The sequence below is a fragment of the Jatrophihabitans sp. GAS493 genome (assembly GCF_900230215.1).
Lineage (GTDB): Bacteria > Actinomycetota > Actinomycetes > Mycobacteriales > Jatrophihabitantaceae > MT45.
On record NZ_LT907982.1, the window covers coordinates 868,269 to 881,804 of the forward strand.

Genomic DNA, 13,536 nt, shown 5'->3' on the forward strand with positions numbered 1-13,536 from the left:
CTATAAGACAAAGGGAGATTCATGAGCGCGAAGAGCTACCTGCGGGCCACCATGATCGGGCTGGCGACGGGTTCCCGGAGCCAGTCCGGGGTTGCCGCGCTGGCCTGGACCTCGAACTCGGGATCGGGGCCGATCGGTGGGATCCTCGATCGACGGTGGGCCCGTACCTCGACCGCGCTGGCGCTGGCCGGTGAGTTGGCCGGTGACAAGGCACCCTCGACTCCGAGTCGGACCGCACCCGGGCCGCTGGCCGCGCGCTTGGTGCTCGGTGCGGCCGCAGGCTACGCGCTGGCTGAGCGGGACGGGGCGAGTCGGGTGCTGAGCCTGGCCCTCGGGCTGGCCGGTAGCGCCCTGACAAGCTTCGCCGGCCCGACCTACCGGGAGCTGGCCGCGAAGCGGATTCCGGCGATCGGCGCCCTTCCCCGAGATCTCCCGGGCGCAGTGGCCGAGGACGCCGTCGCCGTCACCCTGGCCTGGCGCGCCGCCCGCTGAGCCGGTCACCCCGAACACCGGCATCGCGAACACCGGCATCGCGAACAAAAAAAGAGTGCTGGGGTGTTCGTCGAAACGAACACCCCAGCACTGAAAACCTGGCTGGACGGCACCAGCCGATTAGCATGGCCGATCAGGTTTGGCCGATCAGCTCTGGCCGATCGAACTGCCGCCGGTCGAATTAACCGATGTAGTCGGCGAGGTCCTTGAGGATCGCGGCCTTCGGCTTGGCGCCGACGATCGACTTGACGACCTGCCCACCGGAGTAGACGTTCATCGTCGGGATCGAGAGGATCTGGTAGTCGCGGGCGATGCCCGGGTTCTCGTCGATGTTGACCTTGGCGATGGTGATCTTGCCCTTGTACTCGCCGGCGATCTCATCGAGCACAGGCGCGACCATGCGGCACGGGCCACACCACTCGGCCCAGAAGTCCACCAATACCGGCCCCTCGGCCTGCAGTACGTCCGTCGCGAAGGTGGCGTCGGTGACGGTGACGGTGTTTGCGCTCATGTATCTCTCTCCTGGTTAGCCAGTGTTGGTGAGTGTCGGCTGTAGCTGATCAGTAGAACCTACCGCCGACGGAGAACATTCCCGCTCGACCACCCCGAACAGCAGCACCGAGCCACCGACCAGACCGGCCCCGACGGCCTGCTGCAGCGACAGCGACTCGCCCAGAAAGAGCACGGCGGTGAGCAGTCCGAAGGCCGGGATCAGATTGAGAATCACCGCCGACGGGCCGGCCTCGACCGAGACGATGGCCCAGTTGTAGAGGACGAAACTCAGCGCGTAGCCGATCGTGCCGACCCCTATGGCGGCCAGCCAGAACCCGAGGGGGACGTGCAGGGGCATCGGCTCCGCGCCGCGGTGCCACTGCAGCAGCGCGGCCGGGGTGATCGCCACCGAGGCGACGGCGAACTGGTGCGCGGTGAGGGTGAGGGAATCCGTCTCGTCGGCCGTCCCGTCGGCCGTCCCGTCGACTCTGCCGGCGGCACTGCGGGCGACGATGGTGAACATGGCGGCGCAGAGAACGCCAGCGACGACGAGGAGGTCACCCAGGCCCGGCCCGCTGAAGGCGTCCGAACCCTCCAGCACCACCAGCCCGGCCGCGGCGAGGAGCACGGCCGAGGTGACGCTGCGGGTCATCGGCTCCCGAAGGATCACCGCGGCCAGGATGACCACGGCGGCCGACTCCAACCCCAGCAGCAGTGCCCCGTTGGAGGCGGTGGTTCGGGCCAGTCCGGCCGTCTCGCTGAGATAGGCCAGAGCCGGCTCCAGCAGTCCGAGGAGCATCACCCGACGCCAGGAGCCGGGTCGGCGGTATCCGCGCAGGAGCACGAGAATCCACAGCAACGCATTCGCGGCCAGCAGTTCGATGGCCAGCAGCGTCACTGGGGCGAAGGCGCCGAGGGCGTACTTCGTCGCGGTGGTGGCCGCGCCCCAGGCAACGGCCGCGAGGACGAGCGCCGTGATCGGCGCCCGTGGGCTGGCGGCCATTACATCTGCGCCGCCTTACCGCGGTTGAACCGGCGCCGAGACCGGGTAGGTCGGGGCGGGGGAGATCGAGGCGGGCAGATAGTGCGACACGAGCGGCGTGAAGCCGTTGAACCAGACCGACGAGTAGGACGAGGTGTAGGCGCCGGTCGAGAGGAACTCGATGCGGTCGCCGATCTTCAGGTCCAGCGGGAGTTGGTACTCATACGTCTCGTAGAGCACGTCCGCGCTGTCGCAGGACGGGCCGGCCAGCACGACCGGGCCGCATCCGGCGTCGGTCGCGGGGTGGCGCAGCCGGTAGCGAATGGCCTCGCCGAGGGCCTCGGTGAGGCCGTTGAACATGCCGAGGTCCAGATATATCCAGCGCCGACCCGGATCCGAGTCCCGCTCCGTGATGAGCACGACCTCGGCCTGGATCACGCCGGCATCGCCGACGAGGTAGCGCCCGGGTTCGATGATCGTGAAGTAGGCGTCTTCGCGTCCGAAATGACGGGCCAGGGCCGAGTTGATCGCCGCACCGTAGGCCTGCACCTCGGGCGTGGGGTCGGTGTAGACGCTCGGGAGCCCACCACCGAGATTGATCCCGGCTGGGGTGAAACCACGGGCCCGCAACTGCCGGAAGAGCTCAGCCACCTCGCACAACGGCTGGTCCCAGGCCTGCGGATTGCGCTGCTGGGAGCCGACGTGGAAGGAGACTCCGACGCCCAGACCCGACTCGGCGGCTCGCAGCATCAGCGGCCACGCCTCCTGAACGCTGCAGCCGAACTTGCGTGACAACGGCCAATCGGCCCCGGCCCCGTCGGTGACGATCCGGATGTAGACGGTTCCCTGAACTGCGCCGGTGACGCTCTCCAGTTGGGTGATCACCTTCTCCAGCTCAGCGGACGAGTCGACGGTGAAGATGCGGATGCCCCGCGACGCCGCGTAGGCGATATCCCGTTCCTTCTTGATCGTGTTGCCGTAGGAGAGGCGGGACGGGTCGGCACCGAGGTCCAGGCAGAGGTCGATCTCGCCCGGGCTCGCCACGTCGAAGGAGGAACCTAGGCCGACGAGCAGGGCCACGACCTCGGGCGCCGGGTTGGCCTTCACCGCGAAGAAGATCGACGTCGAAGGCAGCGCGGTGTTCAGCTGCCGGTAGCGGTCGGCGACGACGTCCAGGTCGACCACCAGAAACGGGGTCGGCAGCGCGGGGTTGGCCGCGATGAAGTCGTCGGCCCGAGCACTCACGGATCCGGTGGCGGACAGGTCGGCGAGCAGCGGTAGCTCGTTGGTGCTGTACATAACTCTCCCGGGAGTCGTCAGATGCCACCGCTGCGTCAAAAGGACCTTCTCAGCAGGAAGAGAAGCGCGGCGAGGCTCTGATACTTCTACCAGGAAAATTCAGGGAGAGCGGCAGCCGGACGGGCTATCCGGCCCGCGCCTGAAGGCGGGTCCGGAACAGCGCCGTCGCCGATTTCGCCGATCGAGACGCAGGCCGTCGCCGAACGTGGAATCGGCTGGCGACAAGCGCCGCCGACCGGTCGCGGCGCGACGTTTTCAGTCGAAGGCGACGAACTCCGGAACTAGCTGTGATTAATCTCAGACGCTGGCCGCGACCGTGCGCGACGCGTCGGTGAAGCCGGCCGGCTCGCCGGCAACCAGGGAGTGCTCGAGGTCGGCCAGGTAGTTCTGCGCGTCGAGGGCGGCCTCGCACCCGGTGCCGGCGGCGGTGATCGCCTGCCGGTAGGTGTGGTCGACGAGGTCACCGGCGGCGAATACGCCGGCCAAGCTGGTGCGGGTCGAACCCGGCTGCACCACGACGTATCCCTCGGCGTCCAGCTCAACCTGATCGGCGACCAGTTCCGAACGTGGCTCGTGCCCGATCGCGATGAAGAGTCCGGTGGCCTCGAAGTCCCGCTCTTCGCCGGTGACGGTGTCCTGCAGGCGCAGGCCGGAGACCTTGTTGTCCGCGTCGCTCTCGATACCGACCACCGCGCTGTTCCAGATCCAGTGGATCTTCGGGTCGGCCTCGGCCCGGTCGCACATCACGCGGCTGGCCCGAAGCGTGTCGCGCCGGTGCACGACCGTCACCGACTTCGCGAAGCGGGAGAGGAAGGTGGCCTCCTCCATCGCGGTGTCGCCACCGCCGACGACCACGATGTCCTGATCACGGAAGAAGAAGCCATCACAGGTGGCACACCAGGAGACACCGCGACCGGAGAGCTCGTCCTCGCGCTCGATCCCGAGCTTGCGGTAGGCCGAACCGGTGGCCAGGATCACCGCGTCGGCGGTGTATTCGGCGTCGAGGGTGCGGACGATCTTGACGGTTCCGGTCAGGTCGACCGCGGTGACGTCGTCGCTGACGATCTCAGCACCGAAGCGCTCGGCCTGGCCGCGGATGTTCATCATCAGGTCGGGACCCATGATCCCGTCGGTGAAGCCGGGGAAGTTCTCCACCTCGGTGGTGTTCATCAACGCACCGCCGTATTGGGAACCCTCGAAGAGCAGCGGCCTCAGGTCGGCCCGGGCGGTGTACAGCCCAGCCGTGTAGCCCGACGGGCCGGAGCCGATGATGATCACGTTGCGGTGGTTGCTCGAAGTGTCGCTCACGTCGTCCTCAAATCTTCGGATGTATCCCGGGGCTTGCAACAATCGTAGAGGGGACAAGCATTCCCAGCTGCCTGTCCGCGCCTCGGAGCTGGTTAGCGGCGAGCCATCCGCACTATGTCCTGCACTTCGGGGATGCGCATTCGGACGGCTACCAGGCCCATGACGACGAGGCCGGCGGCGGAGGCGAGCAGCAGGCCGAGGGCGTCACTGAGCATGCCCGTGCCGAGCGCTGCGGTTACTCCGTGGAGTACGGCGAAGGCGACGACCGCGCCGACCGCCGATGCGGCCCCGACCTGCAGCATGGTGCGCCAGACACTGCCGAACTGCAGGCTTCCAAGCCGCTTCTTCAGTAGTAGATGTCCCACTACGGCCCCGACCAGATAGGACGCGGAGGTGGCGACGTTCAGGGACTCGACCACGTGGCTGGAGTCCAGCGTCGCTGCCGAGAGCAGCACCAGGACCATCTTGGCGGCGACCATTCCGATGTTGATGATGGTCGGCGTCTTGGCGTCGCGCATGGCGTAGAAGACACGAAGCTGCAGCATCACCAGTGCGAAGGGCACCAGGCCGAAGGCGGCCAGCGCGATCGCCACGCCGGCGTGCCGGGCCTTGTCCGGCCCGTTGGCTCCGTGGTCGAAGAGGACGGTGCCGAGGGTGGGTCCGAGCACCATCAGCCCGGCCGTGATGGGCAGCAAGGCGACGCTCGACAGACGCGCCCCCAGCGAGAGGTCGCGGATCACCGCCTCGGTCTCACCGCGGGCGGCCGAGCGGGACATCCGCGGCATCAGCGCGGTGAGCAGCGAGACGCCGATGATGCCGTAAGGCATCTGGAAGATGAGATCGGCTGCGGCGAAGGCCGCCGCACCGCCCTCGTGCCGGTTGGCCACCTTGAAGACCAGCCAGAGCCCGATCTGACTGGCCACCACGTAGCCGATCACCCAGCCAGCGAGGTTGCCGACCTCGGCCAGGCGCCCACGCTCCTCCGGACGGGCCCGGAAGCGCCACTGCCAGCGGAAGCCTGAGCGCCGCAGGAACGGCAGCAGGACCAGCGACTGAGCAACGATTCCCATTGTCGTGCCGATGCCGAGAACGAGGATCTGAGCCGTCGTGATCGTGGTCGGGTTGAGGGTGGCCGGCCCGGGCATGCTCCAGAAGACCCCGACCGTGGCGATGACGATGACATTGTTGAGCACCGGTGCCCAGGCGCCGGGGCCGTAGACCCGGCGGGTGTTGAGAACAGCGACGACCAGCGCCCCCAGGCCGTAGAAGAAGATCTCCGGCAGCAGCAGGGTGCCGAAGATACTGGTGAGTTCTCGCTTGGAGCCGGGCTGCACGTAGGCGGCGGCGATGAGCGGGGCGGCGGCGACGGCGACCAGTGTGGCGACGGCCAGCGCGGCGGTGGCTATCGAAAGTAGCCGCTGGGTGTAGGCGACGCCGTGGTCGCCGTCGTGCTCCTGAGCGTGCACGATGAGCGGGATCAGGACGCTGGAGAGCACACCCCCCAGCAGCAGTTCGTAGACGATGTTGGGGAAGTTGTTGGCGGTGTTGTAGGCATCGCCGACACTGAGGAAGCCGAGCGCGGCGATGAGCAGCAGGCTGCGCGCGAAGCCGGTCAGCCGGCTGACCAAGCTGGCGATGGCCATCGTCCGGCTGGAGGCGAGAACCCGCTGGTTCGACTCGCCCGTTCCTTCGCCGGTGCCGACCTGGTCGGCCAGAATCTGATCGACACTGATCTCCGGGCCGGCTGCCACCACCGGCTGGTCGGGTGCGATCTCGGCGTCGATCGCGCCGAAGATCGTCGTCATCGGTCCGTCGTCGTCCGGCGGGACCGGCGGGGGTTGCACTGGCGGTGGCTCTACTGGCTGTACCGGCGGCTCGCGCCGCGGCCGGTACTTGCGCCGGCCGCCGTAGGTGGGCTGACTCCACGGCACCTCGGCGGCCGCCGCCTCCTCGGCGTCGGTCAGCTGCTGCCATTGCGGCAGCATGACGCCGGGAATGGGTGCGGCGCCGGCGTAGAGGCTCGGTTCGATGGTGACCAGACCGCGGCCGTAGACCGACGCTGCGCCCCAGTCCTCTTCGTCGCTCTGCTCAGGCATGCAACGGCGCCGGCGGCTCGGAGGGCGTCTTCCGGCCGCGGCGCAGACGCCGGATCAATCGCAGCAGCAGGGCCAGGGCCAGCACCACACCGGCGATGACCGTGATGATCACCCCGACGCCGCCGAGCGCGGTGCTGCGCACGTCGAGCTCGATCGGATCGCCGAGCCCGGCGCCGAGCGGGGTGAGCAGGGAGGCCTCGACGACGAACCGTCCCGGTCGCTGGGCGTGGGCCGGAATACGAAGGGTCACCTGGCTTCCGTCGCCCTGAATAACGTGCACCCCGGTGTCGTCGGTGGTGACCCCGCGAACCATCCCCACGGTCGTGATCGCGACCTTCACCCGCACGGGGTAGGCGAGGGTATTGAGCACACTGACGAAGAGCGGGGCGTCGGAGGAGGCCAGCGTGTAGCTCCCGGTGGTCGGCCGGACGATCCGCACGGCCGACTGCAGCGTCTCCACCTGCCGGGTGAGCGTCGTGTTGAAGGTCAGGGCCGAGGCGTCGTGCCCGCGCCACCCGTTCGAGGCAGCCCGCTGTGCGGCGGCCGGGTAGCCGGCGAGTACCTGAGCCGCGTCAGTTGCCGAGACGAAGATGGTCGCGAAGTCCCGGACGAAGCTCGAGGTGGTGGCGCTGGTGTGGATCATCGTCGCCGAGACGCTGGAGCCATCGCCTGGGCTGGTCAGGGAGGCGCGCTGGTCGGGGGTGAGGGTGCTGACCGCATCGTTGACGGTGACCGGCGTCGACCAGTAGGTCGCGCTCGTCTCGTGGATCGCCCGGACGGCGGCGGCGACCGAGGGGTTCACGTCCCGCGGTGCGGTGATGACGAGATAGGGCGCCGCCGTGGGTTGGGCGACGGCGCGCATCGCCACCGCGGCAACGAGTTTGGGCAGCGCCGAGGTGTTCACCGTCGAAGGCGTACTGACGCTCACCGCGGTCGCGGCGAGACTCTGCACCACCGAGTCGGTGACGACGGCGTGGGCCTTGGTCCCGTCCGGGAGCGATTGATCCAACTGGGCCACCGACGACGGTGGGTAGACGGCGTCGCTCAACGCGGGGAGCACCGAATCGCTGAGAACCAGGGCGCGCGCGCCGCCGGAGATCAGCGACTTGATACCGGCGGCGGTGGCGACGCCGTCGGCCGGCCAGGCGAGATCGTGGGTGCCGACGCCGGTTGCCTGCCCGGCCACCGATGGGTCGACCGTCGTGCTCCAGTGCAGGTTGGCCCGGACCATCGCTTCGGTGTCGGGGTCGGCGTCCGGAGTGAACTCGACCTGGCTGGCGGCGGCGACGGTGTGAAAGCGGGCCAGCCAGTTGGCCGCATCCTCGCTGTGGGTGCCGTCGACGGTTGTGCTGGCTGCCGGGTGGGCGCCGCTGGCCGGGGCGGTGGTCGGCTGGCTGGCCGGGGCTGGCCGGATCACCTCGTAATGGTCAGACATGGTCAGCAGTTCGGAGATGAGCTCGGGGTCGACCATCAGGGTGGCCCGGGTGAAGCTCTGGATCCCCTCCAGCACCGAGAGTGAACGGAATAGCCGCCCCCCCGGCGCGACGGAGACGCCCAGGTCGTCGTCGAAGAAGACCTGTTCGGCGGTGACCCGGTGCGGCCGGTCGATCAACGGCCAGACCCAGCTCACCTTCATCGGGGTCGGCGGCTGCAGGAAGGACGGCACGTAGCTCTGCGCCGTGCCGACGGCGGTGGTCGGGCCGTCGCTGCTGGCCGCGGCCGAGACGGTGAAGTCGATCGGGTAGATCCCGGTCGCGCAGAGGCAGATGTCGGAGGAGCCGTCGTCGAGAGTGCTCGCGGTGCCGACATAGGTCTGGATCCGGGTGGCGTGGGCCGGCAACGGGGCGAGTTCCATGGAGTGCATGACGATCGCGGACGACGAGGGTTTGGCGGGGTTGTCGAAGTTGTCCTGCAGGGCTGCCTGCTGGGTGGTCGGCACGTCGCGGCGGACGGCGAGAGTGAGCTGGGTGAGCGCGGAGCCGGTGTTGTTGGTGAGCGAGAGGGTGAAGGTGAGCGGCTGCGGGGTCGCCGAGATCGCCGGTGTGGTCGGGCTCAGGTTGATGACGCTAAGGGTCACGCTCTTGCTGGTCAGCGGGCTCGGCGAAGGTGTGCTGGCGGCCGCGAGCACGCCGGTGGAGCTGAGGGAGCAGCAGAGCCAGATCGTGAGGACCAGCGCCAGCACGCCGACGAAACGGCTACGGACGGCGAACCGGGCCCGGCGAACGGAGCCTGCGGGGCGGGTTGAGCCTGCGGGATGGATCGGGCCTGCGGGACGAATGGTGCCTGCGGGTCGAGTGGTGCCTGCGGGTCGAGTGGGCCGTACTGGTGTCACGCGCTCTCCGCGAGCAACCGTCCGGCGGTGTCTACGAGCTCCCGTTCATCGGCGTGAGCCAGCCGTCGGGTGATCTCGCTCAGCGGTACCCAGGCGACCTCGGTCACCTCGATGTCCGCATCCGACAGCGCGCCGCCGGTGGCGCGGAGCAGGAAGTGGTGCACGGTCTTGTGGATGCGCCGCTCGCCGGCGATGAACCAGTAGTCGACGCTGCCGAGGCGGGCCATGATCTCGCCCCGGATGCCCGTCTCCTCTTCAACCTCCCGGACCGCGGCCTGCTCAGCCGTCTCACCGTTCTCCAGGTGTCCTTTCGGCAGCGACCAGAGCAGGCGTCCGCGTCGGTCGGTGCGACCGATGAGCGCGCCCATCAGGACCGTTCCGCTGAGGTCGACGACCAATCCGCCCGCGCTCGTCTCCTCGACCCGCTGCAGGCGACGGGTCTGGCGGGATTTGCCGCCGTCCCGACCGATGCTCGCGCCACGCTCAGGTTTCTGCGAGGAGGGCATCTGCTGATGGTAACCGGCGGGCAGTACCGTGGGGGCTCGTGACACCGGCCCAGGGACCTCAGGACCTCATTTCAATACCACCGGTGGCGACGCGCCTCGGAGCGGCCTTCCGTGCGGCCGGCTTCGAACTGCATCTGGTCGGTGGGCCGGTGCGGGATGCGCTCATGGGGCGCCCGGCCGACGACCTCGATTTCACCACCGATGCCCGTCCCGAGCAGATCCTGAGCGTCGTCGAACCCCTCTCGAACGCGATCTGGACGACGGGCATCGAATTCGGCACGGTAGGAGTGCAGCTGGAGGGGCAACTGCTGGAGATCACCACATTTCGGGCCGACCGCTATGACCGGGTGAGCCGTAACCCGGAGGTCGCCTTCGGTGACTCGCTGCGCGACGACCTGCTTCGCCGTGACTTCACCATGAACGCGATGGCGCTCTCTGTCTCGCACCCCGTTGGCGAGCCGGCGGAGTTCAGCGACCCGTTCGGCGGCCTGGCCGATCTGGCCCGAGGTGTGCTCAACACGCCGGCGACCCCCGAGGAGTCCTTCGCCGACGATCCGCTGCGGATGCTGCGCGGGGCACGGTTCGCCTCGACGCTTGGGGTCGCGGTGGCGGAGCCGGTACTCGCGGCGATGACGGAGATGGCACCCCAGCTGGCCCGGATCACCGCCGAGCGAGTGCAGGTGGAGCTGTCGAAGCTGCTGCTCGGAGCGAACCCACGGGCGGGGCTCGAGGTGCTCGTCGACACCGGCCTGGCCGATGTAGTGCTGCCCGAGCTGCCGGCGCTGCGAATGTCTTCGGACGAGCATGGGCAGCACAAGGACGTCTATGCACACACCCTGCAGGTGCTGGAGCAGGCCATCGACCTGGAGACCGACGGCCCGGACCTGGTGCTTCGCTGGGCGGCGCTGCTGCACGACATCGGCAAGCCGAATACGCGGCGTTTCGAGGCTGGTGGCCGGGTGACCTTCCATCACCATGAGGCCGAGGGGGCTCGCATGGTGCGGGCCCGGCTGCGGGCGTTGAAGTTTCCCAAGGAGATGACCGAGAACATCGCGGAACTGGTCTTCCTGCACCTGCGCTTCTATGGGTATGGCCGGGGGGAGTGGACCGACTCGGCGGTGCGGCGTTATGTCATCGACGCCGGGCCGTTGCTCGAGCGGCTGCACAAGCTGGTGCGCTCGGACTGCACCACCCGTAATAAGCGGAAAGCGGCCGCGTTGTCGGATGCGTACGACGAGTTGGAGCAGCGGATCGCGATGCTGCGCGAGCAGGAGGAGCTGGACGCGGTGCGTCCGGACCTGGACGGCAACGAGATCATGCGGTTGCTGGAGATTCCCGCCGGGCCACTGGTCGGGAAGGCGTACCGCTACCTGCTCGAGTTGCGGATGGAGAACGGCCCGCTCTCCCATGAGGACGCGGTGTCGGCGCTGCGGAGCTGGTACGCCGCGCAGGCCTGATTCTGGCCGGGCGGGCAAACACCAAATTTACCGTCAAATATGTACGTAACTGTTGAACCTGGGTCATAGCTACCGCGTAGTAACTGCTGGAGCGCGCCTCTATCCGGAGGCGCCCCGGCTACGTGGAGGTTCACCGATGGCCCGATCCCGCTCGACCCATTCCAAGTCTCATGTTCGTCGCCGCTGCGCGGCCGTCGCGGTGGCGGCGGCCACCGGCGCCGCTGCGCTGGTGGCCACGATCGGCTCCGGTGCCGCCTCGGCCTACAGCGGTGTCGTCTGCCCGGTTGAGAAGCCCCCGGTGCAGGTCGGTGATGCCGGCGGGGCGGCGCTGGAGGGTGCGGTGGTGGACAACCTAGGACGGCTGTACGTCACTGATCTCTTCGGTGGTCGGGTGCTGCGCTTCGACCGGCCCGGTGCGACCCCGACGCTGATCGCCACCCTCCCCGGCGCCTCGGGAGGCGGGGCGTTGGCCCTGCTGAACGACGGCACGCTGATCGTCGGGAGCGGTGCGGATGCCCGTGTTTTCCTGGGTGATCTACTGCATCCCGGTGCGATCTCGAGAGTGAACGTCACAACGGGGAAGCTCACTCAGATCGCGTCGGGGTTCAGTGCGGCCGACGGTCTGGCGGTGGCCCGCGATGGAACGATCTATGCGACGAACGACTTCGGCGGCCAGATCGGGAAGGTATCGCCGACCGGGGTAGCGACTCCGGAGTGGGCTCCCTTCCTCAGCGCCAATGGCGCTGTGCTGAGCCACGATGACAAATACCTCTATGTTTCAAGGACATTCGTGAACCCGGGGGTGAGTCGCATTCCCATCGCGCATCCGAACCAGCCGGAGAGTCTGCTCGACCTCACCGGTTCGCATTCCTTCGACGCGCCGGACGGTCTCACCCTTGATTCGGCTGATCGACCGGTTGTGCCGACGGATGTAAGCGGCGTCGTGCTGCGGATCGAGAAGCCGGGGGTGACGTGCGAACTGGCCAGCGGCATCACCAACTCCAGCGTGGTGGTCTACGGCAAGAGCAGGCAGGGATTTGCCGCCGGGCATCTCTATCGTGCCGGTTTCGACGGGAAGATCTACGAGATCCCGTCCGGCTTCGACGCGGTGGCCGCGGCCGCCGCGAGCTAGCTACGTCAGGGTTCGTCGCTTGGGTCCGGGTCCGGCGCGTCGGATAGGCGCGTCGGATAGGTCCAGATCGGGTGGTGGGTCGGGGTCGCTCAGCGGTGGGGTGATGGATTTGTAGTGGTGGCCGGTTGGGGTGCTCCAGTGGTAGTTGCCGTGGGTGTCGCGGTGGGTGATGGTCCAGCCGAGTTGGTGTTTGAGGCGGTGGTGTCGGCGGCAGAGGGCGTTGAGGTTGCAGGCGCTTGTGCAGCCGGTGGGATACGGGATGCGGTGGTCGAGATCGCAGCGGCGAGCGGGTCGGGTGCAGGTGGGGAAGGCGCAGGTCCGGTCTCGGGTGATGACGTGTTCGGTGAGGTCGCGGGGTGGTGTGTAGGTGCTGCGGCCGCGGTCGAGGAGGGTTCCGCTGAGGGGGTTGGTGATCAGGCGGCGCCAGGTGCCGGTGGGGTCGGCGGCGATGCGTCGGGCCAGGGTGGCGGGGATCGGGCCGTACCCGTCGAGGTCACCCGGCAACTCATCCAAGCCCAACAGGGTGGTTGCGGAGACGGTGACGTGAACGCTGGGTCGCAGGCCGTGGGCTTTCGGCAACCCCGGATCGTTCAACGCCCGCAGGGCGATGTTCAGGAACGCATCAGCCCGGCGCTGGTCGGCGGTCCGCCCATCCCCGGGGGCCTGAGCTTTCGACTGGTCGGCGACGGCCTTGACGGCGACCATCACCGCGTCCGCCGCATCGGCGGGGAGGTAGGCCCAGACCGCGGCCATCCCGTCGTCATGAGCGAACCGGGCGACCCGACGTTCCTTCACCGCATCTTCGTGGGCCTGGGCATCGGTCTTGGGGTTGAACTTGGCGACGGCGCGGCAGACGGTGCCGGTGAACTGGGTCGGCGTCTGATGCCCCACCTTGCCCAGCACCGCGTCCTCGACCTGGGAGGCGATCCGGTCGTCGCTGATGTTGGTGATGGCACCGACGAGGGTCATCGCGTGCCGCTGCGTCGTCCGCCCCTCCAACAGCAACCGATGCGTGGTCGGGATCCGGTTCACCAGGGTCACGGCGTGGTCCAACGCGAATCCGGCTGTCCTCGGCGGGATCTGCAGCGCACACGACACGTCCGCCTCCGCGGCTTCGAACGCCAACTCCGGCACCGGGGATAGCTCCGCCGCATGAGCACTGATCGACGCCAGCAGACCGGCTTCGGTCGCGGCGAACCAGGCCCGCTGCCGGCGGACCGCGACCAACAGGTCCACCCGCCCAGCATGACTAAGACGCTCCGGGTCCAGCACCCCCATCAGGGCTGATGTCTCCGACCCCGGCTCATGCGCCGCCAACCACGCAGCCACACCATCGGGAAACATCACCGCATCGGCAAACGACGGAACCCGCACAGCAGCCCCATCATCCGTCTCGTCGTACGGTGTTCCTCCCATACCCAGAACCGTAGCGGTGGGGTA

At 68.3% G+C, this 13,536-nt stretch carries 11 protein-coding genes; 3 read left to right on the plus strand and 8 right to left on the minus strand.

The genetic code is table 11. The features are described 5' to 3' along the window. Positions 1 to 21: 21 nt before the first annotated feature. Positions 22 to 492: a hypothetical protein gene (locus CPH63_RS03995; protein WP_096301672.1), complete on the plus strand. Its 471-nt coding sequence runs from the start codon at positions 22 to 24 to the stop codon at positions 490 to 492. A gap of 181 nt (positions 493 to 673) precedes the next feature. Here the strand turns inward: CPH63_RS03995 and trxA are convergent, their stop codons facing one another. The 7 genes from trxA to CPH63_RS04030 form a co-directional block, all read right to left on the minus strand. Next, entirely contained in the window at positions 674 to 1,003 is a 330-nt protein-coding gene (gene trxA / locus CPH63_RS04000; RefSeq protein WP_096301673.1) for a thioredoxin, read from the minus strand. Positions 1,004 to 1,018: 15 nt separating this feature from the next. Beyond that, a complete protein-coding gene (locus tag CPH63_RS04005; RefSeq protein ID WP_096301674.1) occupies positions 1,019 to 1,987 on the minus strand; it encodes a DMT family transporter in 969 nt (322 codons plus the stop codon). A gap of 15 nt (positions 1,988 to 2,002) precedes the next feature. Beyond that, positions 2,003 to 3,265, minus strand: a complete 1,263-nt coding sequence (locus CPH63_RS04010) for a type III PLP-dependent enzyme (RefSeq protein ID WP_096301675.1) — start codon at positions 3,263 to 3,265, stop codon at positions 2,003 to 2,005. Positions 3,266 to 3,562: 297 nt separating this feature from the next. Then, positions 3,563 to 4,573 (minus strand): thioredoxin-disulfide reductase, encoded by a 1,011-nt coding sequence (gene trxB / locus CPH63_RS04015; RefSeq protein WP_096301676.1) that lies wholly within the window; start codon positions 4,571 to 4,573, stop codon positions 3,563 to 3,565. A 92-nt stretch (positions 4,574 to 4,665) separates the two neighbouring features. Further along, a complete protein-coding gene (gene murJ, locus CPH63_RS04020; RefSeq protein WP_096301677.1) occupies positions 4,666 to 6,669 on the minus strand; it encodes a murein biosynthesis integral membrane protein MurJ in 2,004 nt (667 codons plus the stop codon). Next, positions 6,662 to 9,001, minus strand: a complete 2,340-nt coding sequence (locus CPH63_RS04025) for a hypothetical protein (protein ID WP_157749263.1) — start codon at positions 8,999 to 9,001, stop codon at positions 6,662 to 6,664. Before CPH63_RS04025 ends, murJ begins: the two co-directional genes overlap by 8 nt. Further along, entirely contained in the window at positions 8,998 to 9,432 is a 435-nt protein-coding gene (locus CPH63_RS04030; RefSeq protein WP_371364846.1) for an NUDIX hydrolase, read from the minus strand. Before CPH63_RS04030 ends, CPH63_RS04025 begins: the two co-directional genes overlap by 4 nt. Before the next feature lie 113 nt (positions 9,433 to 9,545). Here CPH63_RS04030 and CPH63_RS04035 point away from each other — a divergent pair, with 113 nt between their 5' ends. After that, positions 9,546 to 10,964, plus strand: a complete 1,419-nt coding sequence (locus CPH63_RS04035; RefSeq protein WP_096301680.1) for a CCA tRNA nucleotidyltransferase — start codon at positions 9,546 to 9,548, stop codon at positions 10,962 to 10,964. A gap of 136 nt (positions 10,965 to 11,100) precedes the next feature. Next, positions 11,101 to 12,096, plus strand: a complete 996-nt coding sequence (locus tag CPH63_RS04040; RefSeq protein WP_096301681.1) for an SMP-30/gluconolactonase/LRE family protein — start codon at positions 11,101 to 11,103, stop codon at positions 12,094 to 12,096. Here CPH63_RS04040 and CPH63_RS04045 read toward each other — a convergent pair whose 3' ends face one another. Further along, on the minus strand, positions 12,097 to 13,512 hold the full coding sequence (locus CPH63_RS04045; protein ID WP_096301682.1) for an HNH endonuclease signature motif containing protein: 1,416 nt from the start codon (positions 13,510 to 13,512) through the stop codon (positions 12,097 to 12,099). Positions 13,513 to 13,536: the final 24 nt, after the last annotated feature.